Origin of the sequence: Streptococcus oralis Uo5 (assembly GCF_000253155.1) — a bacterium.
Classification (GTDB): domain Bacteria; phylum Bacillota; class Bacilli; order Lactobacillales; family Streptococcaceae; genus Streptococcus; species Streptococcus oralis_L.
On the sequence record NC_015291.1, the window covers coordinates 663225 to 687889 of the forward strand.

A 24665-nucleotide genomic window follows, 5' to 3' on the forward strand; every position below is an offset into this window, starting at 1 on the left:
GTATCGAATGGATATTCAATTTTTAGGAACAGGGGCCGGTCAGCCCTCTAAAGCCCGCAACGTTTCAAGTCTCGCCCTGAAACTCTTGGATGAGATTAACGAAGTTTGGCTCTTTGACTGTGGAGAAGGAACGCAAAATCGCATTCTGGAAACCACGATTCGACCACGGAAGGTCAGCAAAATCTTTATCACTCACCTGCATGGAGACCATATCTTTGGCTTACCAGGATTCCTTTCTAGTCGTGCCTTTCAGGCTAATGAAGAGCAGACAGATTTGGATATTTATGGACCTCAAGGTATTAAGTCCTTTGTCTTAACCAGTCTTCGTGTGTCCGGTTCTCGTCTACCTTACCGCATTCATTTCCATGAGTTTGATCAAAATTCTCTAGGGAAAATCCTTGAGACCGATAAATTCACTGTGTATGCAGAGGAGCTGGATCACACTATTTTCTGTGTTGGTTATCGTGTCATGCAAAAGGATCTTGAAGGGACCTTGGATGCTGAAAAACTCAAGGCTGCTGGTGTTCCATTTGGCCCGCTTTTTGGAAAAATCAAAAACGGTCAGGATGTTGTTCTAGAAGATGGGACTGAAATCAAGGCGGCAGACTATATCTCAGCTCCCCGTCCTGGTAAGATTATCACCATACTTGGTGACACCCGCAAAACCAATGCCAGTGTTCATCTAGCTGTCAATGCTGATGTCCTTGTCCATGAGTCAACTTATGGCAAGGGTGATGAAAAAATTGCCCGCAATCACGGTCACTCAACTAATATGCAAGCTGCACAAGTAGCGGCAGAAGCAGGAGTCAAACGCCTCTTGCTCAACCATATCAGTGCCCGCTTCCTATCAAAGGATATTAGTCAGCTTAAGAAAGATGCTGCTAGTGTCTTTGAAAATGTCCATGTCGTCAAAGACTTGGAAGAGGTTGAGTTATAATGTTATAGTTCGTTGAGAGGGAAATAAGATGACTGTTGAAAATCGTTTATTGGATAAAGCGGATTGGTATTTTGAGAATGCATTAACTAACTACTTGCACAGCTATTCATTACAAAAAGAAGAGCTAACTCAAAAAGATTATCGGGAGATTTATCGTTGGGCTGTGAATCATATCGGTTTTTTCGTTACTTGGCTCATCCAGCATGATGCCAAAGAAATGATGTCTCCTGATGAAGAAACGGTATTCCAAAGTGTAAAAAACGAGCAAACTTTGGGTGTTGATTATCTTTTAGACTGGTGCGATGGTAAACTGGGAACAATGGATATTACAAAGGATTTTCAGGCTTTTGTAAATGACTATTATGAACATCAATATATGGATGATTATTCCGAATTTGTAGTCTATGACTTGTATGACTTACCTTTAGAATTTTTAGGTAGCTGGGAGGATTATCATCAGTTTGCTCCTGTCATTGATCAAGCCTATGCTCATTATTTAGCTGGAAAAAGATTTCATTAATTGACCAAAACTTTGAAAGGAATAGAGATGCGCACCATCATCATCACTGGGGCTAGCGGTGGCCTAGCCCAAGAAATGGTCAAACTCTTGCCAAATGACCAACTCATCTTACTAGGTAGAAACAAGGAAAAATTAGCCCAACTCTACGGAAATCATTCTAATGTGGAATGGATTGAAATCGATATTACTGATGACTCGGCCCTAGAAGCTCTGGTAGCTGACCTCTATCTCCGTTATGGCAAGCTTGATGTCTTGATTAACAACGCTGGTTACGGGATTTTTGAAGAATTTGACAAGATTTCTGACAAAGACATTCACCAGATGTTCGAGGTCAATACCTTTGCTTTGATTAATCTGTCTCGTTTGGTTGCTTCTCGTATGAAGGAGATTCGAAAAGGGCATATCATCAATATCGTCAGCATGGCAGGATTAATTGCGACTGCTAAGTCCAGTCTTTACTCAGCGACCAAGTTTGCGGCTATTGGATTTTCAAATGCTCTGCGCCTCGAACTCATGCCCTATGGTGTCTATCTAACGACGGTTAATCCAGGACCGATTCGTACTGCCTTTTTTGACCAGGCAGACCCAGATGGCAGCTACCTCAAGTCGGTTGACCGCTTTCTTTTAGAACCAGATGTAGTGGCTAGAAAGATTGTCAAAATCATAGGAAAAAACAAACGGGAACTCAATCTCCCAGTTTTGTTGAATCTAGCCCATAAGTTTTATACCCTCTTTCCCAAGCTAGCTGATAAGTTGGCAGGGGGAATCTTTAATTATAAGTAAAAGGAGTTCCTTACAAAAGGAACTTTTTTATAATATTTAACTGAGTGTCAAAAAATGTTTGTTTTTGTTCTAAATCTACATTCACTTTTTTGGAATCTTCTACAAATTTTAGAAAAAACAATCAAAAATATGATTTTTTGTGTTTAGGGTATTGAAATTTCCTATATTATTTTATAAAATAAGGGTAAAAGACTATGAAAAAGTAATACGCTTACAATGAAATGGAAGCGGTTACTAAAGGAGGATTTTATGGAAAAAGGCCATTGGAATCGTAAAAGAGTCTACAGCATTCGTAAGTTTGCCGTAGGCGCTTGCTCTGTCATGATTGGAACCTGTGCGGTTCTATTTGGAGGAAGTGTCATTGGAGAATCACCAGTTTTCGCCGATGAAACTCCTATCGCTCACACTGTGGAACAAGCAAAAGAGGAAAGTCCGGCAGTGGAGGAAAAAGAAGATCAAACTGTAGCAGAGCACAAGGATGTTGCAAGTGTCGATCAAAGTCAAGCTGCTCCAATTGAAGCAAGCAAACCAGAGAAGAAAGAAGATGAACCTGTAGCTCCAAAAGAGGAGAAAGCGTCACTAAAACCTGAAGAAACAGCTCCAAAGGTAGAATCTCAAGCTTCAAGTCAAGAAAAGCCTGTCAAGGAAGATTTGAAAGCTGCGACAAATGAAGAAGTGAATCAAATGATTGAAGATAGAAAAGTGAATTTTAATCAAAATTGGCACTTTAAACTCAATGCGAATCCTAAAGAAGCTGTGAAATCAGATGCCGATGTATCAACATGGCAAAAATTAGATCTTCCACATGACTGGAGTATCTTTAATGATTTTGACCATCAGTCACCTGCTCAAAACGAGGGTGGACAGCTCAATGGTGGTGAAGCTTGGTATCGCAAGACCTTTAAACTTGATGAAAAAGATCTCAAGAAAAATGTTCGAGTGACCTTTGATGGTGTCTACATGGACTCTCAAGTCTATGTCAATGGCCAGTTAGTGGGACATTATCCAAATGGTTATAACCAGTTCTCATACGATATTACTAAATACCTTCACAAAGATGGCCGTGAGAATGTGATTGCTGTCCATGCTGTCAACAAACAACCAAGTAGCCGTTGGTATTCAGGTAGCGGTATCTACCGTGATGTGACCTTGCAAATGACAGATAAAGTTCATGTTGAGAAGAATGGGACAACCATCTTAACACCAAAGCTAGAACAACAGCAACATGGCAAGGTTGAAACGTATGTGACCAGCAAAATCGTCAATACAGACGATAAAGACCATGAACTTGTAGCAGAGTATCAAATCGTTGAACGTGGTGGTCAGGCTGTAACAGGCTTGGTTCGTACAGCGAGCCGTACCTTGAAAGCACATGAATCAACAAGCCTTGATGCGATTTTAGAAGTTGAACAACCAAAACTCTGGACCGTTTTAAATGACAAACCTGCCTTGTACGAATTGATTACGCGTGTTTACCGTGACGGTCAATTGGTTGATGCTAAGAAAGATTTGTTTGGTTACCGTTACTATCACTGGACTCCAAATGAAGGTTTCTCTTTGAATGGTGAACGCATTAAATTCCATGGTGTTTCCTTGCACCATGACCATGGAGCGCTTGGAGCAGAAGAAAACTATAAGGCAGAATACCGTCGTCTCAAACAAATGAAGGAGATGGGCGTTAACGCCATCCGTACAACTCATAACCCTGCAAGTCCACAGACCTTGCAAATCGCAGCAGAACTTGGTTTGCTTGTTCAGGAAGAGGCCTTTGATACTTGGTATGGTGGCAAGAAACCTTATGATTACGGACGTTTCTTTGAAAAAGATGCCACTCACCCAGAAGCTAGAAAAGGTGAAAAATGGTCTGACTATGATCTTCGTACCATGGTCGAAAGAGATAAAAACAACCCAGCTGTCTTCATGTGGTCTATCGGAAACGAAATCGGTGAAGCCAATGGTAATGCTCACTCTCTTGCAACGGTTAAACGCTTAGTAAAAGTGATTAAAGATGTTGATACTACACGTTATGTTACCATGGGAGCAGATAAGTTCCGTTTTGGTGATGGTAGCGGTGATCATGAGAAAATTGCTAATGAACTGGATGCAGTTGGTTTTAACTACTCAGAAGATAACTACAAGAAACTTCGTGCGAAACATCCAAACTGGTTGATTTACGGTTCAGAAACATCTTCAGCAACCCGTACACGCGGTAGCTATTATCGTCCTGACCAAGAATTGGTACATAGCAACCAAGCTTATCGTAATTACGAACAGTCCGATTATGGAAATGACCGTGTTGGTTGGGGGAAAACTGCAACCGCTTCATGGACTTTTGACCGAGACAATGCTGGTTACGCAGGACAATTTATATGGACCGGTACAGACTATATCGGGGAGCCTACACCATGGCACAACCAAAACCATACACCAGTTAAGAGTTCTTACTTTGGAATCGTAGATACAGCCGGTATTCCAAAACATGACTTCTACCTCTACCAAAGCCAATGGGTTTCTGTTAAGAAGAAACCAATGGTTCACCTCCTTCCTCACTGGAACTGGGAGAATAGAGACTTGGCCTCTAAAGTAGAAGATGCACAAGGCAAGATTCCAGTTCGCGCATACTCTAATGCTGCTAGCGTAGAATTGTTCTTGAACGGTCAATCTCTCGGAGTTAAGAAGTTCAACAAAAAACAAACTAGCGATGGGCGGACTTACCAAGAAGGTGCCAATGCTAAGGAACTCTATCTTGAGTGGAAGGTTGCTTACCAACCAGGTACTTTAGAAGCAGTAGCTCGTGATGAAGCTGGGAAAGAAATTGCACGTGACAAGATTACCACTGCAGGTCAACCAGCAGGTGTTCGTCTCATCAAGGAAGAACACGCAATCGCAGCAGATGGAAAAGACTTGACTTACATCTACTACGAAATCGTAGACAGTGAAGGAAATGTGGTACCAACTGCCAATAATTTGGTTCGTTTCCAATTGCATGGACAAGGTCAACTAGTCGGTGTAGACAACGGGGAACAAGCCAGCCGTGAACGCTACAAGGCGCAACCAGACGGTTCTTGGATCCGTAGAGCCTTTAACGGTAAAGGTGTTGCCATTGTCAAATCAACTGAGCAAGCAGGGAAATTCACCCTTACTGCCCACTCTGATCTCTTGAAATCTAGTCAAGTAACGGTCTTTACTGGTAAAAAAGAAGACCAAGAAAAGACCGTTCTCGGAACAGAAGTACCAAAAGTACGTACTGTTATTGAGAAAGAGCCAAAAATGCCGAAGACAGTTGGTTTTATCTACAGTGATGGCAGTCGTGAAAAACGTCCAGTAACTTGGTCTTCAGTTGATGTGAGCCAAGCAGGAGTTGTGACTGTTAAAGGTATGGCAGACGGACGCGAAGTTGAGGCCCGTGTCGAAATTCTAGCAATTGCAAATGAGCTTCCAACTGTTAAGCGTGTTGCTCCAGGAACAGACTTGAGCGCTGTTGACAAATACGTTTCTATTGCTGTAACGGATGGAAGCGTACAAGAATACGAAGTTGATAAGTGGGAGATTGCGGAAGCAGATAAAGCTAAACTGTCAGTTGCAGGATCACGTATTCAAATGACTGGCCAACTGGGTGGTGAGACTATTCACGCTACCCTTGTAGTAGAAGAAGGTGAGGCCGCAGCACCTGTAGCACCAACTGTAACGGTTGGTGGCGAGTCTGTCGCTGGTCTTACTAGCCAAAATCCAATGCAATATCGAACTCTTGCTTACGGTGCATCCTTGCCAGAAGTTGTAGCAAGTGCTGAAAATGCAGCTGTTACAGTGGTGCAAGCAAGTGCAGCAAACGGCATGCGTGCAAGCATCTTTGTTCAACCAAATGATGGTGGCCCTCTTCAAATGTATGCAATTCAATTCCTCGAAGAAGCACCAAAAATTGACCATTTGAGCCTACAAGTAGAGCAAGCTGACGGTCTTAAAGAAGACCAAACAGTGAAATTGTCTGTCCTTGCACACTATCAAGACGGAACACAAGCAGTTCTACCAGCAGATAAGGTGAACTTCTCTACAAGTGGTGAAGGGGAAGTCGCGGTTCGTAAAGGAATGCTTGAGTTGCATAAGCCAGGAACAGTCACTCTCAAAGCAGAATATGAGGGGGCTAGAGGTCAGATCGATCTCACGATCCAGGCCAATACTGAGAAGAAGATTGCGCAATCTATCCGTCCAGTGAATGTAGTGACTGACTTGCATCAGGAACCAAGTCTTCCAGCAACAGTAACAGTTGAGTATGACAAAGGTTTCCCTAAAGCCCACAAAGTCACTTGGCAAGCCATTCCAAAAGAAAAACTTGATCACTATCAAACCTTTGAAGTTCTAGGTAAAGTTGAAGGTATTGACCTTGAGGCGCGTGCAAAAGTCTCTGTAGAAGGCATCGTTTCAGTTGAAGAAGTTAGTGTGACAACTCCAATCGCAGAAGCACCACAATTACCAGAAAGTGTTCGTACCTATGATTCAAATGGTCACGTTTCATCAGCTAAGGTTACTTGGGATAAGATTCGTCCAGAGCAATACGCCAAGGAAGGTGTCTTTACAGTTAATGGTCGCCTAGAAGGTACGCAATTAACAACTAAACTTCATGTTCGCGTATCTGCTCAAACTGAGAAAGGAGCAAATATTTCTGACCAATGGACCGGTTCAGAATTGCCACTTGCCTTTGCTTCAGACTCAAATCCAACTGATCCTGTTTCAAACGTCAACGATAAATTGATTTCCTTTAATGACCGCCCAGCTAACCGTTGGACAAACTGGAACCGTACTAATCCAGAAGCTTCAGTTGGTGTCCTATTCGGAGATTCAGGTATTTTGAGCAAACGTTCAGTTGATAATCTAAGTGTCGGATTCCACGAAGACCACGGAGTTGGTGTACCGAAGTCTTATGTGATTGAATATTATGTCGGTAAGACCGTTCCAACAGCCCCTAAAAACCCTAGCTTTGTAGGTGAGGAAAACCATGCCTTTAACGATCCTGCAAACTGGAAAGAGGTAAGCAATCTCAAAGCACCAGCTCAATTAAAAGCTGGAGAAATGAATCATTTCAGCTTTGATAAAGTTGAGACCTATGCGGTTCGCATTCGTATGGTTCGACTTGATAGCAAGAAAGGAACGTCTATCACAGAAGTACAAATTTTTGCGAAACAAGTTGCGGCAGCCAAACAAGGACAAACAAGAATCCAAGTTGACGGTAAAGATTTAGCAAACTTTAACCCTGATTTGACAGACTACTACCTTGAGTCTGTAGATGGAAAAGTTCCTGCAGTAACAGCAAGTGTTAGCAACAATGGTCTCGCTACCGTCGTTCCAAGTGTTCGTGAAGGTGAGCCAGTTCGTGTTATCGCGAAGGCTGAAAATGGTGACATCCTAGGAGAATACCGTCTACACTTTACAAGCAATAAAGATTTGCTCTCTCGTAAACCAGTTGCTACGGTCAAACAAGCTCGCTTGCTACAAGTAGGGCAACCGCTTGAATTACCAACTAAGGTTCCTGTTTACTTCACAGGTAAAGACGGTTACGAAACAAAAGACTTGGCAGTTGAATGGGAAGAAGTCCCAGCAGAAAATCTGACAAAAGCAGGTCAATTTACCGTTCGAGGTCGTGTCCTTGGTAGTGATCTTGTTGCTGAGTTCACTGTACGAGTGACAGACAAACTAGGCGAGTCTCTCTCAGATAACCCTAACTACAATGAAAATGGAAACCGTGCATTTGCCTCTGCTACTAATGATATTGACAAGAATTCAAAAGATAGAATTGATTACATCAATGATGGTAATCAGGATGAGAGTCGTCGTTGGACAAACTGGTCTCCAACACCATCTTCTAATCCAGAAGTATCAGCAGGTGTAATCTTCCGTGAAAATGGTAAGATTGTCGAACGGACTGTTGCTCAAGCCAAACTTCACTTCTTTGCAGATAGTGGTACGGATGCACCATCTAAACTCGTTTTAGAACGCTATGTCGGTCCAGAGTTTGAAGTGCCTACCTACTATTCAAACTACCAAGCCTACGATGCAGCCCATCCATTCAACAATCCAGAAAATTGGGAAACTGTGTCTTATCGTGCGGATAAAGACATCGCAGCTGGTGATGAAATCAACGTAACATTTAAAGCTGTCAAAGCCAAAGCCATGAGATGGCGTATGGAGCGTAAAGCTGACAAGAGCGGTGTTGCGATGATTGAGATGACCTTCCTTGCACCGAGTGAATTGCCTCAAGAAAGCACTCAATCGAAGATTCTTGTAGATGGAAACGAACTTCCTGACTTCGCTGAAGATCGTCAAGACTACCAAATCACCTATAAAGGTCAACGTCCAAAAGTCTCAGTCGAAGAAAGTAATCAAGTAGCTTCAACAGTTGTAGATAGCGGAGACGATAGCCTTCCAGTACTTGTTCGCCTTGTTTCAGAAAGTGGAAAACAAGTCAAGGAATACCGTATCCAGTTGACTAAGGAAAACCCAGTTTCTGAGAAGACAGTTGCTGCTGTACAAGAAGATCTTCCAAAACTCGAATTTGTTGAAAAAGATTTGGCTTACAAGACAGTTGAGAAAAAGGATTCAACACTGTATCTAGGTGAAACACGTGTAGAACAAGAAGGAAAAGTTGGTAAGGAACGGATTTTCACAGCGGTTAATCCTAGTGGAAGTAAGGAAGAAAAACTCCGTGAAGTGGTAGAGGCTCCGACAGACCGCATCGTCTTGGTTGGAACTAAACCAGGAACCTCCCTTCCAGAAGATGAAGTGAAGAACCTTGTCCTTAACAGACCAGAACTTGTAATCGAAGAAGAAACAATTGATTTCAAGGTTCAGGAACAAAAGAATGATCAGCTTCCGGCAGGTCAAACCCGTGTTCTCCAAGAAGGACAAAAAGGTATCCGTGTTCACTTGATTGAAGTTGAAAATGGCAAGCGAACTGAAAAAGAAAGCTATGATAAAGTCGTGGCTCAGGATCGCATCGTAGAAGTAGGTACGGCTGGTGAAACGACTAAACCAGTACCGCAAGAGTCTACAAAACCACAAGTATCAGAAAAAACAGATACAAAAGAAATCGCTTCAAGTGCAGCTGGTCAGGTTCAAAAAGAGCAGTTACCAAATACAGGAAGTGCAGAAGGTCAAGCAGCAGTAGCAGCAGGCTTAGCTCTTCTTGGTTTGAGTGCAGGACTAGTAGCCACTAAAGGCAAAAAAGAAGACTAGAATGAATAAGTTTTTCTTCTAAATGTATCTCAGAAAGACCAGGGAAACCTGGTCTTTTTAATGGGTAGAAGCATTCTCTCTAGAGAAATTTAACGTTTATGAAATTAGATAACCAAAATGATAAAAACACTATCTGGTATCGAAAACGAGATGAACTTATTTTTTAAAAAATGGCGGTAAAATATACCAGATTTTGTTTCGATGATAGGAGAAGAAAAGATACAAAGCGGTTAATATACGGATGTGAAAAAGTCGATTTCAACCTGTAAGAAGAAATTGGATTTTTTTTATAAAAATTTGCTTGATAGTTCTAGCCTTTTTCTTCATAGTATGATAAAATGTGGATGTAATGTGGCTAATAATTTTCGCTTGAAAAAGGAGAATGGTGATTAGTTGGGGACAATCATTTAGTTTACTATTACATTGTACATTTACAACTGAATATTATAAGAAAGGAAGATTAAATGAACAAGAAAATAAGATCTTGGATTCAGATCCTTATTCTTTGTTTGGGAGTTATTCTCCAATCATTTGCCCCTCTGACGCAAGTACATGCGACAGAGTATAATGATGTGATCACTAGTGTTGGTGTTGAAAACAGATCTGGTGAAGCTTTAACGCAAGGGTTGGATATTTGGCAAGAATTCCGTCTTACTGCAGATTTTGTTTTGCCAGATAATACGGTGCATGAAGGTGATACAACAACACTTCAATTGCCATCAGAGATTACATTTTCAAACTCTTCAGACATTGAATTACGAGATGCTTCTAACAATCTTGTAGCTACTGGTCGTTTAGATGCAGCTAGCAAAACAATTACTCTAACTTACACAAAGTTTGTTGAGAATAATTCTGGCGTTAGGGGGAAATTCTTTGTCTATGTCCGAGTTGACCATGACGTTGTTTCAGAAGAAAAAGACGTTGATGTTAACGTTACAGTAGGCCATAGAGTTCTATTTGCAGGGAAAATCCGTTACAACGGCCCTCCAGGGAAATACGACTCTAAAATTGAAAAGAGTTCCTTCCAATACAAGGATGACGAGAAAAATGTAATCCGTTATAACATTACTGTAAACCGCAATATGGCGAACTACAGTGATGTCACTATCAAAGATGCTTTCTCTTCTCCAAATATGACCTTCCTACCAGATACTTTTCGTATTTACAAAGTAGATTGGAGTTGGAATAACGGAGACTGGAAATGGACTAATGCTCAGGATATGACCGAAACCTTTAAAAACCAACTAGTGGTAAATGCGAATGGTGATGGTTTCACCCTTCCTTTAGGAGATACTAATGGTTTTGGTTATATGATCGAGTATCGAGCTAAAGCGAATTATGATCTAGTTGATGGTGAGGAAATCACGAACGTAGCCAACATGAGCTACAATGGTAGTGAGAATGAACAATCAACAAGCACACGTACCTACCAGATTGCAGGTGGTGTTGCGGAAGGATATGTTTTCACCATTAAAATTCATAAGGTAGACGAAGCAGGCCAACCTTTGCAAGGTGCAGTTTTTGAAGTAATTCGTGATCGTAACCAAGCTGTTGTTGGACGATTGACAACAGATTCTGATGGTAACGCTAGTGTAGGCAAATTGTTGCGAGACAACTATACAATTCGTGAAGTAACTGCTCCTCTTGGCTATGACAAATTAACTGAAGATATTAAAATTTCTCCAGATGAGTTTGGTTCAGACAAATCAGTAGAACGTCGAATTGAAAATAAGAAGACACCTCCGAAGACTCCAACTGAAAAAGAGATTACTTTCAAAAAGGTGGATCCAAATGGAAAAGAAATTCCAGGAGCGGAACTGAAAATCTATAGTGGAGATACAGTCAATCTTGAAGAGGCACCTGTTGCAGACTGGACTACTGTAGCTGACACTTCTAAAGTGATTAAGCTGGCACCAGGGACCTACACTCTAAGAGAGTTCGATGCTCCAGAGGGATATCAAATTGTAGGAGATATTACTTTTACTGTTAATGCTGACGGTTCTATCACTATTAAGAATAAGGGAGCTGATGACACTGTTCTTGCAGCTGGTCCAGTTCTGACTATTACCGATAAAGAGGATACTAGTCCAAAACCAATTACCTTCAGTAAGGTAAACCTTGGAGGGAATGAAATCGCTGGTGCACAGATTAAGATCTACAAGGGCGACAAGGCAGAAGGCACAGCCGTAGAAAGCTGGACTTCAACTGACCAACCTAAGCAACTGAATCTTGAACCAGGCATCTACACTTTCCATGAGGAAGCAGCCCCAACTGGCTACCTCAAAGTAACGGATATCACTTTCCAAGTTAAACCTAACGGTACTGTTGAAGTGACAAAAGTAGGTGAAAAAGATTCTAAAGGTGAAGACAATCGTGTTGTAGCCCAAAATTCAACTCTGACAGTTACTGATAAAGATGACGATGTAGCTCGTAAAATCACGTTCAGTAAAATTAGTCTTGGTGGGGTTGAAATCGCAGGAGCACAAATCAAGATCTACAAAGGCGATAAGGCAGAAGGCACAGCCGTAGAAAGCTGGACTTCAGAAGCTGGTAAGTCTAAAGAATTGAGCTTGGCACCAGGTACATACACTTTCCATGAGGAAGCAGCCCCAACTGGTTACCTCAAAGTAACGGATATCACTTTTAAAGTTAACTATGACGGAACAGTTAAAGTGACGAATGTTGGTACTAAGGATGCTAAAGGCGAGGACAATACTGTCGTAACCGATGGTTCAACAATCAAAGTCACTGATAAAGATGATGACCTTCCACGTAAGATTACCTTCAGCAAGGTTAGCCTTGGTGGAACAGAAATCGCAGGCGCACAAATCAAGATCTACAAGGGCGATAAGGCAGAAGGCACAGCCGTAGAAAGCTGGACTTCAGAAGCTGGTAAGTCTAAAGATCTCAACTTGGCTCCAGGTACTTATACTTTCCATGAGGAAGCCGCTCCAACCGGTTACCTCAAAGTAACGGACATCACTTTCCAAGTCAAACATGACGGCACAGTGGAAGTGACCAACGTTGGTGAAAAAGACTCTAAGGGTGAAGACAACAAGGTCGTAACCAACGGCTCAACTGTTACAGTAACGGATAAAGACGATGACCTTCCCAAAGCCATTACTTTCAGTAAAGTTAACCTTGGTGGTACAGAAATTGCAGGAGCTCAAATCAAGATCTACAAGGGCGACAAGGCAGAAGGCACAGCCGTAGAAAGCTGGACATCTGAAGCTGGTAAGTCTAAAGAGCTCAACTTGGCCCCAGGTACTTACACCTTCCATGAGGAAGCCGCTCCAACTGGTTACCTCAAAGTAACGGACATCACTTTCCAAGTCAAACACGACGGCACAGTGGAAGTGACAAACGTTGGTGAGAAAGACTCTAAGGGTGAAGAAAACAAAGTTGTAACCAACGGCTCAACTGTTACAGTAACGGATAAAGACGATGACCTTCCACGTAAGATCACCTTCAGTAAGGTAAACCTAGCGGGTGAAGAAATCGCGGGTGCAAAAATCCAAATTTTCCGAGGAGAAAAAGTTGCAGGTAATCCTGTGGCTGAATGGACTTCAAAAGCCAATCAATCACATGTACTTGATTTGACTCCGGGAGTATATACTTTCCATGAAGAAGCCGCTCCAACTGGATACTTAGCAGTAACAGATATTACATTCCAAGTTAACTACGACGGAACTGTAACAGTGGTAAATGCTAGTGGAAATCAGGTTGAGTTCAAGGATGGTAAGTTAGTAGTAACGGACCAAACTGAACCAGAAAATCCTAACCTACCAAACACTGGAAGTGAATCTGGACAAGCTGCATTAGCAGCAGGTTTAGCTCTTCTAGCTTTAGGTGCAGGTCTTGTAGCAACTAAACGAAGAAAAGAAGACTAATCTCATTTAGTAGCCAATAAGTACAGTAAAGAAAGATCAGGGATAACCCCCTGGTCTTTTTTTATGGTTCAGAATAATGAAATATGCTAAATTAAACTATTTATCAGGATGGGATATGACTATTACTAGATTTCTTCTGAGTTTTACTTATATAAAATAGTTTGGATAATTATTAAGGTGTATCAAACTTATAAATAAATGGAATGTTTTGTGCAATGTTTCTTTCTGTTTGTTTAAAAGAGAAGTTGTTCGTATGTGTACACTAAACTTAAAGAAACTTCAGTGTGATGAAAGAATTAATTTTTATGACAGTAATTTTACACTGTGTCAATATTTTCAAAAGGCAATAACCTCATAATATTACAAAAAAAGTTAATTTTGTTTTATAATGAAACTAAAGGAGGTTTCTATATTAAAAATAGAACAAATATGATAAATATTGCACTCACATATAGTTATGAAACATGTTAATATGATGTAACTTATTCAATAACCCTCATGGATTTCAACGAATTCGAAAGGAGATGAGTGTTGAGATTTTATAATCATAGTTTGTCGTTTTAATGTTTTCGGTAATTTAGAAAGGAAGATTATGAAGAACAAGAAATTTTGGTTACCCATCCTAACTTCTCTGGCCTGTTTGCTAGGGATAATCTTTGCTCCAAATTCAGTTCAAGCAAAGGAACTGAAGAACGTTATCAGTAATATTGGAATTTGGGAGGTTGATAATGGTAAGTTTATAAAACCAGATGCGAATGGTGTTTATACACTTTCTCCTGAACATCATAACTACTCAAATTATAAATTCACTGTTGATTACGATTTGAGCGCCTATGATGGTAAATTAGAGGACGGTGATACCTTTACCTTTACTGTTCCGAGCCCTTTAACTGTTAGAAATGAAACTTTTGATTTAAAAGATAAGGAAACAGATCTCGTTATCGGAGAAACTCAAATTGTATCAAACGGGGATAATAATGGTGGTAAGGCGACTATTACATTAAAAAATCTGAAAACCTATCTTGAGAAAAAAGGTGGCTATCAAGTCCAAAACGTTAAAGGGAATTTCTTTGTTGGTTTTAGTTCTAAAAATGAATTAAGCAATGAAACGCTCCGTTTTGATAAGACGGAAACTATAAATGAAATTACCCATCAAATTAAGGTCAAAAAAGGGGAAGCCTCTGATTATTCTGAAGGAATTGGACGTGCTAATTTCAGTAAGTATCATGGTCTGATTTACAAAGAGGATTGGACATCTAGTGCTCTAAATAAGAGTGGACAATATTTACACAGTTGGTATGTTCGAGCTAATCCTAAACAAGCTGCCTATAACAAAATTGAAATTCATGACTGGGTTGACCCAAATGCCTCACCGATGCAGATGATTCCTGAAACATTTAAAGTTACGGCAGGTTGGTACGATAAATCTTATTACTTTAAAGATGAGGTGGTTTTAGAAGCTGGTAAGGATTACCAAGTAAAATGGAATGATTCTTACACAGAATTTACTTTAACAATTAACAATGCATCTTCAATTCTTGCGAAGAACGGTAAACCAGCAGCATTTCGAATTAATTATAAAACAAGTGCTCCAGCTGATGGCACGCAAGTCCAAAACAATGCTGAAATGAAGGGTGATGACCAGATTCTAACATATGACGACTATAGTAATAAGACAGTCGTTAAGCAAATCGGAAACTCAGTCGTTGCTTCTGGTGGTACAATTCAGTTAGAAACTGGTTACCGTATCATTCTTTACAAGGTCGACGAGCTGACTCATGACCGTCTAAAAGGAGCAAAATTCAAGATTACTCCTCCGGCAGGAGCTACGGCTAAAGAGGAAATTGTAACGACAAATGATGACGGAATTGCTGAGTCATCTATTTACTCAGAAAGTGATATCAAGAAAGGGAACTTTACAGTAACCGAGATTGAAGCTCCTGAGGGATATGAGTTGAATCCTACTCCATTTGAGATGACTGTTGGACAAGATGGAGCTATCAAAACAGTTACAAATAAACGTAGCAAAGCTAAAGTTAAGATTAAAGCTAATAAAAAACTTACAGGACGTGAGTTGAAGGCTGAAGAGTTTGAATTCACTTTAACAGACCAAGATGGTAAGGTGAAAGAAACTGTGAAGAATGACAAAGACGGAAACATTGCTTTCTCAGAATTGGAATTCGACAAAGCAGGGACTTATACCTTTAAAATTGCTGAAAAAGCTGGCAGTGATACAAGCATCAAGTACGACACTAAAACTGTCACGGCTACAGTTACTGTAGTAGATAAGGGCAAAGGTGCACTTGAAGCAACTGTTTCTTACGATGATGAAAAAGCTTTCGAGAATACTTACACTCCAGCAAAAACGGAAGTTCCTGTGAAGAAAGTATGGAAGGACGAGAACAACCAAGACGGTAAACGTCCAACTTCTGTCACAGTTAAATTGCTTGCAGATGGCCAAGATACTGGAAAAACACTTGAATTGACTGAAGCAAATGGTTGGGCTGGAAGCTTCACAAACCTTGATGCTGATAAAGGCGGCACACCTATCCAGTACACAGTAGTAGAAGTAACTGTTACTGGATACACTTCTGAAGTTACTGGTGACGCTGCATCAGGATTCACTATCACAAATAGCTATTCACCAGAAACAGTTGTTGTAAAAGCAACTAAGAACTGGGATGACGCGAACAACCAAGACGGCAAACGTCCAACCAAGATTACAATCAATCTTTTAGCAGACGGTCAGAAAGTCGATTCGAAAGAAGTTCAAGCAGCCGCAGACGGAACATGGACTGCTACATTCGAAAAATTAGCAAAATATAAAGCTGGTAAAGAAATCAAATACACTGTAACAGAAGAAGCCGTAGCAGAATACGAAGCGACTATTACAGACTTTACCATCACAAACAAATATGCTCCTAAAGAAATTGACTACAAGGTAACAAAAGTATGGAACGATGCGAACAACCAAGACGGCAAACGTCCTGAGTCCGTAACGGTTCAACTTTATAAAAAAGTAGGAAATGCAGATCCAGTAGCCGTTGAAGGTAAGAAATTGACCTTAACAGCTAAGGAAAAGACTGATGATAACACTTGGGTAGCATCCTTCACAAATCTTCCACAATACGAAGCTGGTAAAGAAATCACTTACTCTATCAAGGAAGTAGACGTGCCAGCTGGTTACGAATCTTCTGTGACTGGTCAAGTAGTTACAAACAATTACACACCAAAAACAGTAGTTCTTTCCGGAACTAAGGTTTGGAAAGATAACAACAACCAAGACGGCAAACGTACAAGATCTGTGAAAGTTCAAATTCTTAAAAACGATAAAGAAGTTGTTCAAGAAATTGAAGTATCAGAAGCAACTGGTTGGAAGTTCGAATCTAAAAAGCTTCCTAAGTATGAGAATGGTAAGGAAATCAAGTACACTGTCAAAGAAACTGCTATGACAGAATACAAAGCAACCATCACTACAGATAAGGATGGCAAGTACACCATTACCAACGAACATACTCCAGAAAAAACAGCTGTAAAAGGTCATAAGATCTGGAAAGATGAAGATAACAAAGATGGCATCCGTCCAGCATCTATCACCGTAAAACTTCTTGCAGATGGCAAGGAAACTGGTCAGACAGCTACAGTGTCAGAAACAAGTGGCTGGACTTATGAGTTTACAGGTCTTGATCGTTATCAAGAAGGTAAGGAGATTGCCTACGCTGTTGAAGAAGTGAATGTTCCAGATGGTTATACAGCTTCAGTAGAAGGTTACAACATTACAAATACGCACACTCCTGAAAAACCAACACCTGGCAAACCAAATGAACCAGGTAAGCCTAAAAAAGGTGGGGAATTGCCTAATACAGGAAGCGAGTCTAATCAAGTGGCTCTAGTAGCTGGAATCGCCCTTCTTGGATTGGGAACAGGATTCTTGGCAAGACGCAAAAAAGAAGATTAAGTTTTTTAAACGGTATCTTTCACGAAATTTTGCAAGACAGTTTAAAAGTGGAAACAAGTGTCAATGGAAATTGGCACTTGTTTTTTTTGTAACTGACCCTGGTTCTACTACCGGATACAAGTGGATAGTTGCCACTTACTGAAAAGCTATTGTTTTTGCGAGAAAATCCTCTATAATAGGTGACAAATAAAAAAGGAGATGTTGCATATGATTGGAACAAGATTACAAGATAAATTGAAGTCAGGTTTGGAGGTAGAAAATTTTCAAAAAGATGGCGATATCTATCTGTCTCTTAATCCAGATTATCTATCTGGAGATAATGCTAAATACATGACCATGTATAACCGTATGGCTCGCTGGTACGATATGAGTGAGAAATGGATAGGACCACTTCTCCATGGAAAGGCGATTGATAAGTTGAGAAGGGATCTGATGGAGGAAATAGAATGGAAAGATAATTTATCTGTTCTTTATGTCTCTATCGGGACTGGTCAAGACCTCCGTTATATTCCTGAGACAATTGACCTGAAAAGTTTAGACTTTGTAGGGGTAGATATTTCTATCAGTATGCTAGAAAAATGCCAGAAATCTTGCGCCAACAAGACCAATCTGCAACTTTTCCATGCTTGCGCGGAGGATCTACCCTTTGCGGATAATAGTTTTGACATTGTCTACCATATTGGCGGAATCAATTTTTTCAATGATAAGGCCAAGGCTATGCAGGAAATGCTACGAGTGGCGAAGCCAGGGACTAAGATTTTAATTGCAGATGAGACGGCTGACTATGTGGATCAGCAATATAAGAAAAATCATTTTAGTAAGGATTATTTTAAAGACGCTACTGTTGATTTGAGTGAAATTGAGAATGCTGTTCCAAGCGAAGTTAAGGAAAAGGAAATGAAACTTCTTTGGGATGGCAAATTCTACGCCTTGACATTTAGGAAATAAGAAAAAGTATCTTGGTAGAGCTTAGAAAGTAAGTATGAAGATAAAAACATTCCCTTAGACAGCTGTCTGAGGGAATATTTTTTATGGGAGCATCATCAATTCGACAATCATAGCTATGTAGATGATTAAGGTAAGGAGAAAACCGGCTCTCCAGAAGAATTTGATGAATTTAGGGTAATAAAAACTTCGTTTTTTGACAAGGAAAAAGACTACAAGGAGGATTGCTAGGAGAGAAAGTGCGACTCCAAGTCGCGGTAGAAAGTTGTGGGTAAAGGCTTTAGCAGTGATCAGATAGTACTCGAATACCAAAAGTGGAAAAGCGAGATCCGCGAAATTAAATCCTATTTTCCTAAGTCCGAAAAGCTTGGTGACAATAAAGCAAACCACCAAGGTTAATATCAATAATAAAATAGATGCTATTTTCATTAAAATCATACCCATATTGTATCATAAAAAAACGCTAAAGGAAATGAGAAACAAGGGAATTTGTTGGAAAGTCAGGCTTTTGAGATTGTAGGTGTTTTTTGTTATAATGAAAGTTATGAAATCTTATAATACCTTGAATGATTATTATCGAAAACTTTTTGGAGAAAAGACTTTTAAAGTTCCTATTGATGCGGGATTTGACTGTCCCAATCGGGATGGAACTGTAGCTTATGGTGGTTGTACTTTTTGTACGGTTTCAGGTTCTGGAGATGCCATCGTAGCACCGGATGCTCCTATCCGTGAGCAATTTTATAAGGAAATTGACTTTATGCACCGCAAGTGGCCAGATGTTAAAAAGTATCTAGTTTATTTCCAAAACTTTACAAACACCCATGAAAAGGTGGAAGTGATTCGGGAGCGTTACGAGCAGGCTATCAACGAGCCAGGTGTAGTAGGAATCAATATCGGAACACGGCCAGACTGTTTACCCGATGAAACCATCGAATATTTGGCTGAGTTATCGGAACGAATGCATGTGACGGTAGAATTGGGCTTACAGACAACCTTTGAAGCAACCTCTGACCTGATTAACCGTGCCCATTCTTATGAATTGTATGTGGAAACGGTCAAACGCTTGAGGAAATATCCCAAGATTGAGATTGTTTCCCATTTGATCAATGGTTTGCCCGGTGAGACTCATGAGATGATGATTGAAAATGTCCGCCGCTGTGTTACGGATAATGATATTCAAGGAATTAAGTTGCACTTGCTTCACCTCATGACCAATACACGGATGCAGCGAGATTACCACGAAGGACGCTTGCAACTGATGAGTCAGGATGAGTATGTCAAGGTTATCTGTGACCAACTGGAAATCATTCCCAAGCATATCGTCATCCATCGAATCACAGGAGATGCGCCTAGAGATATGCTGATTGGTCCCATGTGGAGCCTCAATAAATGGGAAGTGCTAAATGCTATTGAAACTGAGATGCGCCGTCGTGGAAGTGTGCAAGGATGCAAGGCTGTTAAGCAGGAGTTTTAAAAATGAAAAGACCACTTGAGATGGCACATGATTTTTTGGCGGAAGTTGTGACAAAAGAGGATATCGTAGTGGATGCGACCATGGGTAATGGTCATGATACCCTTTTTTTAGCCAAGCTAGCCAAGCAAGTCTATGCCTTTGATATCCAAGACAAGGCTTTGGAGAAAACCCAAGAGCGTTTGGATCAGGCTGGAATGACAAATGCCCAGTTAATCTTGCAAGGGCATGAGACGCTTGACCAGTTTGTGACAGAAGCTAAGGCAGGGATTTTTAATCTGGGTTATTTGCCTTCTGCTGACAAATCCGTCATCACTCAACCTCAGACTACTATCGAAGCCTTAGAAAAGCTTTGCCATTTGCTTGTCAAAGGAGGACGGATTGCTATCATGATCTACTATGGTCATGAAGGAGGAGACACCGAGAGGGATGCTGTATTGGATTTTGTTAGCCAGTTGAACCAACAAGAGTATACAGCTACCATTTATCGGACACTCAACCAAGTTAACAATCCACCGTTTTTAGTTATGATTGAAAAATTAGAAAGGTATAGACATGGATAAACAATACCTTCGTGAGAAGCTTGAGGCAATGCGCCATAATTTTGTCGAGTCAACGCATCACGAGCGAGCCGTCGGGGTGCTCGACGAAGCACATATGAGCAAGAAAATGCTTAAAATCAAGAAAAAATTAGTGGCTCTTGAAATGGAACGATGCCAGAAAAAAATTGAGCACAAAGACTGTTCTAAGATTGATCAGAAAATCCAAGAGCAAAAGGAGATTTTTGAATCTTGTTGTAAAAAAGATTAAGGAGGAATTGTGTGGAATTACTCATTTACTTGATTCTATTTTTATTTGTCTTAATCATTTCAACTACGACCAATAAACTTCTGCCTTTTTTGCCCCTTCCTCTTGTACAAATTCTTTTGGGGATTGGGATTGGTTTATTTGTTCCCGATGCGGACTTTCATCTCAATACAGAGCTGTTTCTGGCCATGGTTATTGGTCCCTTACTTTTCCGGGAGGCAGAAGAAGCGGATATTACGTCCATTTTGAAGCATTGGCGGATTGTCGTCTTTCTGATCTTCCCTGTGATTTTTATCTCGACCTTAAGCTTAGGGGGCATGGCTCACTTCCTTTGGATGACTCTTCCTTTGGCTGCCTGTTTAGCAGTTGGAGCGGCACTTGGCCCAACAGATTTGGTTGCCTTTGCGTCTCTTTCTGAACGTTTTCGTTTTCCTAAACGGGTTTCCAATATCCTAAAAGGGGAAGGGCTCTTAAATGACGCTTCTGGTTTGGTTGCCTTTCAGATGGCTCTTGCTGCTTGGACAACAGGAACTTTTTCTCTCAGCCAAGCAGGAACTTCCCTAGCACTTTCTATCCTTGGTGGTTTTGTAGTCGGTTTTGTGACGGCTATGGTCAATCGTTTCTTGCATACCTTTTTATTGAGTGTGCGAGCGATAGACATAGCTAGTGAACTATTGCTAGAGCTAAGTTTACCACTCATGACCTTTTTTATCGCAGAAGAGTTTCATGTTTCAGGGATTATCGCAGTAGTGGTTGCAGGTATTTTGAAGGCCAGTCGCTTTAAGAAAATTACGCTCCTTGAGGCTCAAGTTGACACCGTAACGGAGACCGTCTGGCATACCGTGACCTTTATGCTAAATGGATCAGTCTTTGTTATCTTGGGAATGGAGTTAGAGTTGATTGCGGAGCCAATTTTGTCTAATTCTCTCTACAATCCCCTTCTTTTACTGATTTCAGTTGTCGTTCTGACCTTCTTGCTTTTTGCAATCCGTTTTGTCATGATTGCTGGTTTTTACTTTGTGAGGACCCGTCGACTCAAGAAAAAGATTCATAAGTACATGAAAGATATGCTTCTTTTGACTTTCTCTGGTGTTAAAGGGACAGTATCTATCGCGACCATTCTCCTCATACCAAGTCATTTGGAGCAGGAATATCCTCTGTTGCTCTTTCTTGTAGCAGGCGTTACACTATTGAGCTTTCTAACAGGTTTACTGGTTCTCCCTCACTTATCTGAGGAACAAGAGGAAAGCAAGGACCATTTGATGCATATTGCGATTTTGAATGATGTAGCTGCAGAATTAGAAAAAGAACTGGACCATCACAAGAACAAACTCCCTCTTTATGCAGCTATTGATAATTATCATGGTCGGATTGAAAACCTCATCCTTAGTCTGGAAAATAAGAGAGTCCAAGAGGACTGGGAGTCTCTCAAACTTCTTATCTTGAGTATTGAGAGTGATGGTTTGGAGCAAGCCTACGAGGAAAATAGAATCAGTGAGCGTGGCTATCGAGTTTACCAACGTTACCTAAAAAACATGGAGCAGAGTATCAATCGGAATTTCGCTTCTAGAGTGACTTATTACTTCCTAGTTTCCTTACGGATACTGCGCTTTCTACTCCATGAAATGTTTACCTTTGGCAAAAATTTCCGTAGTTGGATGAATGAAGAATCGCGTAAACTACTAGCAGTTGACTATGATCAGATTGCAGAGTTGTATTTAGAGAATACAGAGCTGATTATCGAGAGTTTGGAAAACCTCAAAGGGGTTTACAAGAGTTCTTTGATTAGCTTTATGCAAGAGTCTCGTCTACGCGAGACGGCCATTATCGGAAGTGGTGCTTTTGTTGAGCGGGTTATCAATCGCATCAAGCCAAACAATATCGATGAAATGCTACGAGGCTACTATCTCGAACGTAAGGCAATCTTTGAATACGAAGAAGCTAAACTGATAACAGCCAAGTATGCCAAAAAACTACGCCAAAATGTTAATAATTTAGAGAATTATTCTCTGAAAGAGGCCGCAAATACCTTGCCTTATGATATGCTAGATTTAATCAGAAGAACTTAAATGATGAAGAAAATGACGGAGGATGGAACATGAAAAAGTGGTGGAAAGAGCTGATGGACAGGCCCTTATTAAAAGCTTTTTTGCATTATTATCAAGCATCTGATAGCGAGTTGACCAGTGTTGCGGTTGCCTACTATTGGTTGATTTCAATCTTTCCTTTGCTAATGATAATGGTCAATATTTTGCCTTATTTTCAGATTCCGGTCTCAAATTTCTTACTGACAATCAAGGAATTTTTGCCTGATACGGTGTATGATGTGGTCGCCAAGATTGTCCGAGAAGTTCTGACTCAACCATCGACTGGTTTGCTGAGTTTTGCCGTTTTATCTGCACTCTGGACCTTTTCGAAATCAATGGATTTCCTTCAAAAAGCTTTTAACAAAGCCTATGGAGTGACCAAGAGTCGAGGAATTATCTCCCATCAGTTGATGAGTTTACTTGTTAGTTTCGGCTTGCAGATCCTTTTTGCCCTAGCCTTATTTTTGAGTATGTTTGGTCGTATGTTGCTCAACCTCCTCAAAACTTACTGGCAATCAGATAGTCCGCTATTTTCCTACCTGCAAGATTTTACAGGCCCTCTGGTCTATGCCTTGATCTTTGCCATTCTGGTTATGATTTATTACTTCCTTCCAAAAGTAAAAGCACCACGAATTCGCTATGTTTTACCAGGAAGTGTCTTTGTCTTGCTAACTCTTATCTTTTTATTGAATATCTTTTCTGTCTACGTCAATAGTTATGTCAATCATCTGGTTGACGTTCGATTTTTCAGTTCCATTATCGTGGTAGTCATGATGTTCTGGTTTATTCTCATTGCAAAGATTTTGATTATCGGAGCAGTTATCAATGCCAGTGTTCAGAGCTTGAAAGATCCAAAGTTTAGTATGGAATAATTAGAAAAATCCCTATTAGGTTTCCTAATAGGGATTTTCTTAATAGATAAACATGGCATCTCCAAAACTGAAGAAGCGGTAGCGTTCTTGGATGGCATGGTGATAAGCATCTAGGACTAAGTCACGACCAGCAAAGGCAGAAACTAGCATAACAAGAGTTGACTTGGGAAGGTGGAAGTTGGTTGAAAAGGCATCCACGACCTTCCATTCGTAACCAGGTTTGATAAAGATATTGGTCCAACCAGAATCTGCTTGGATTTGCCCATTAAACTTGGAACCAATAGTTTCCAATGTGCGGATAGAAGTGGTTCCGACAGCGATGACGCGACTTCCATTTTCCTTAACAGAGCGAAGAGTTGCTGCTGCTTCCTCAGAAAGCTGGTAGAATTCGGAGTGCATTTCATGTTCGTCTAGATTGTCTACAGAAACGGGTCTAAAGGTTCCGAGTCCGACATGGAGAGTGAGATAGACTAGATGAACACCTTTGGCTTGGATTTCTGCTAGCAGTTCTTTGGTAAAGTGCAGTCCAGCAGTCGGTGCAGCAGCAGAGCCACTTTCTTTAGCGTAGACCGTTTGATAACGTTCACGGTCATCTAGTTTTTCGTGGATATAGGGTGGTAGTGGCATTTCACCGAGACTTTCCAAGACTTCTAGAAAAATTCCTTGGTATTCAAAGCGGACAATGCGGCCCCCGTGGGTCAATTCTTCCGTGATGACAGCGCTGAGGCGACCATCACCAAAGTTGACACGAGAACCAACCTTGAGGCGTTTGGCAGGTTTGGCGAGAACCTCCCACTCATCTCCACTGGTATTTTTGAGTAGGAGAAGCTCCACATGGCCTCCAGTTTCTTCCTTTTGACCATAGAGGCGGGCAGGGAGAACACGGGTGTCATTCATGACAAGAGCATCACCAGGTTCCAGCATATCGATAATAGAGTGGAAGTGTTTATCCTTCATTTCTCCCGTTTCACGATTAACGATAAGGAGTTTGGAGGCATCTCGTTTTTCAAGGGGCGTTTGGGCAATTAATTCCTCTGGCAAGTGGAAATCAAAATCAGCAGTATTCATTTTTTTCATCATTCTTTCTAAGTTCTAATCTTATCCATTATAACACGTTTCAAGTTTGGGCGCTCTTTTTTTAGAAATTAAATCGTTTTCACTTGACAAA

14 protein-coding genes are annotated in these 24665 nt (G+C 40.8%); 12 read left to right on the forward strand and 2 right to left on the reverse strand.

Annotated elements, in window-relative coordinates; translation table 11 throughout:
• Positions 1-7: 7 nt before the first annotated feature.
• The 7 genes from rnz to SOR_RS03440 all read left to right on the forward strand — a co-directional run bounded on the left by rnz (position 8) and on the right by SOR_RS03440 (position 18263).
• Complete coding sequence (rnz, locus tag SOR_RS03410; RefSeq protein WP_000354323.1) at positions 8-937, forward strand: ribonuclease Z; 930 nt, start codon at positions 8-10, stop codon at positions 935-937.
• A gap of 28 nt (positions 938-965) precedes the next feature.
• A complete protein-coding gene (locus tag SOR_RS03415) occupies positions 966-1457 on the forward strand; it encodes a DUF7832 domain-containing protein (protein WP_000215493.1) in 492 nt (163 codons plus the stop codon).
• A 27-nt stretch (positions 1458-1484) separates the two neighbouring features.
• Complete coding sequence (locus SOR_RS03420; protein ID WP_001259146.1) at positions 1485-2240, forward strand: SDR family NAD(P)-dependent oxidoreductase; 756 nt, start codon at positions 1485-1487, stop codon at positions 2238-2240.
• A 249-nt stretch (positions 2241-2489) separates the two neighbouring features.
• The gene (gene bgaA / locus SOR_RS03425) at positions 2490-9467 is read left to right on the forward strand and encodes an LPXTG-anchored adhesin/beta-galactosidase BgaA (RefSeq protein ID WP_000410697.1); all 6978 of its coding nucleotides are present in this window, start codon (positions 2490-2492) and stop codon (positions 9465-9467) included.
• Between the two features lie 464 nt (positions 9468-9931).
• Positions 9932-13357, forward strand: a complete 3426-nt coding sequence (locus tag SOR_RS03430) for a SpaA isopeptide-forming pilin-related protein (protein WP_001035134.1) — start codon at positions 9932-9934, stop codon at positions 13355-13357.
• Positions 13358-13949: 592 nt separating this feature from the next.
• A complete protein-coding gene (locus SOR_RS03435) occupies positions 13950-17315 on the forward strand; it encodes a Cna B-type domain-containing protein (protein WP_000791201.1) in 3366 nt (1121 codons plus the stop codon).
• 207 nt (positions 17316-17522) lie between these two features.
• Positions 17523-18263, forward strand: coding sequence for a class I SAM-dependent methyltransferase (locus SOR_RS03440; protein ID WP_000580495.1), 741 nt, complete (start codon positions 17523-17525; stop codon positions 18261-18263).
• 81 nt (positions 18264-18344) lie between these two features.
• Here the strand turns inward: SOR_RS03440 and SOR_RS03445 are convergent, their stop codons facing one another.
• Positions 18345-18704: a DUF3397 domain-containing protein gene (locus SOR_RS03445; protein ID WP_000525394.1), complete on the reverse strand. Its 360-nt coding sequence runs from the start codon at positions 18702-18704 to the stop codon at positions 18345-18347.
• 91 nt (positions 18705-18795) lie between these two features.
• On the opposite strand from SOR_RS03445, the gene mnmL reads away from it, so the two are divergent.
• The 5 genes from mnmL to SOR_RS03470 are packed head-to-tail and all read left to right on the forward strand — an operon-like array spanning position 18796 to position 23497.
• Positions 18796-19734 carry a tRNA modification radical SAM protein MnmL/YtqA gene (gene mnmL, locus SOR_RS03450; RefSeq protein ID WP_000867035.1) on the forward strand — a complete coding sequence of 313 codons (939 nt, stop codon included), beginning with the start codon at positions 18796-18798 and terminating at the stop codon, positions 19732-19734.
• A 2-nt stretch (positions 19735-19736) separates the two neighbouring features.
• Entirely contained in the window at positions 19737-20294 is a 558-nt protein-coding gene (gene mnmM, locus SOR_RS03455) for a tRNA 5-(aminomethyl)-2-thiouridylate-methyltransferase MnmM (RefSeq protein WP_000828416.1), read from the forward strand.
• A complete protein-coding gene (locus SOR_RS03460) occupies positions 20287-20541 on the forward strand; it encodes a hypothetical protein (RefSeq protein ID WP_000361093.1) in 255 nt (84 codons plus the stop codon). Before mnmM ends, SOR_RS03460 begins: the two co-directional genes overlap by 8 nt.
• Positions 20542-20552: 11 nt before the next feature.
• A complete protein-coding gene (locus tag SOR_RS03465; protein ID WP_000421614.1) occupies positions 20553-22607 on the forward strand; it encodes a cation:proton antiporter in 2055 nt (684 codons plus the stop codon).
• 29 nt (positions 22608-22636) lie between these two features.
• Positions 22637-23497, forward strand: a complete 861-nt coding sequence (locus tag SOR_RS03470) for a YihY/virulence factor BrkB family protein (RefSeq protein WP_000759520.1) — start codon at positions 22637-22639, stop codon at positions 23495-23497.
• A gap of 39 nt (positions 23498-23536) precedes the next feature.
• Here SOR_RS03470 and queA read toward each other — a convergent pair whose 3' ends face one another.
• Positions 23537-24565 (reverse strand): tRNA preQ1(34) S-adenosylmethionine ribosyltransferase-isomerase QueA, encoded by a 1029-nt coding sequence (gene queA, locus SOR_RS03475; protein ID WP_041170844.1) that lies wholly within the window; start codon positions 24563-24565, stop codon positions 23537-23539.
• Positions 24566-24665 lie beyond the last annotated feature (100 nt).

Excerpts from the sequence above, each read along its gene's own strand:
- rnz (WP_000354323.1), top strand. The coding sequence starts at position 8 with ATGGATATTCAATTTTTAGGAACAGGGGCCGGTCAGCCCTCTAAAGCC.
- SOR_RS03415 (WP_000215493.1), top strand. The coding sequence starts at position 966 with ATGACTGTTGAAAATCGTTTATTGGATAAAGCGGATTGGTATTTTGAG.
- SOR_RS03420 (WP_001259146.1), top strand. The coding sequence starts at position 1,485 with ATGCGCACCATCATCATCACTGGGGCTAGCGGTGGCCTAGCCCAAGAA.
- bgaA (WP_000410697.1), top strand. The coding sequence starts at position 2,490 with ATGGAAAAAGGCCATTGGAATCGTAAAAGAGTCTACAGCATTCGTAAG.
- SOR_RS03430 (WP_001035134.1), top strand. The coding sequence starts at position 9,932 with ATGAACAAGAAAATAAGATCTTGGATTCAGATCCTTATTCTTTGTTTG.
- SOR_RS03435 (WP_000791201.1), top strand. The coding sequence starts at position 13,950 with ATGAAGAACAAGAAATTTTGGTTACCCATCCTAACTTCTCTGGCCTGT.
- SOR_RS03440 (WP_000580495.1), top strand. The coding sequence starts at position 17,523 with ATGATTGGAACAAGATTACAAGATAAATTGAAGTCAGGTTTGGAGGTA.
- SOR_RS03445 (WP_000525394.1), bottom strand. The coding sequence starts at position 18,704 with ATGGGTATGATTTTAATGAAAATAGCATCTATTTTATTATTGATATTA.
- mnmL (WP_000867035.1), top strand. The coding sequence starts at position 18,796 with ATGAAAGTTATGAAATCTTATAATACCTTGAATGATTATTATCGAAAA.
- mnmM (WP_000828416.1), top strand. The coding sequence starts at position 19,737 with ATGAAAAGACCACTTGAGATGGCACATGATTTTTTGGCGGAAGTTGTG.
- SOR_RS03460 (WP_000361093.1), top strand. The coding sequence starts at position 20,287 with ATGGATAAACAATACCTTCGTGAGAAGCTTGAGGCAATGCGCCATAAT.
- SOR_RS03470 (WP_000759520.1), top strand. The coding sequence starts at position 22,637 with ATGAAAAAGTGGTGGAAAGAGCTGATGGACAGGCCCTTATTAAAAGCT.
- queA (WP_041170844.1), bottom strand. The coding sequence starts at position 24,565 with ATGAATACTGCTGATTTTGATTTCCACTTGCCAGAGGAATTAATTGCC.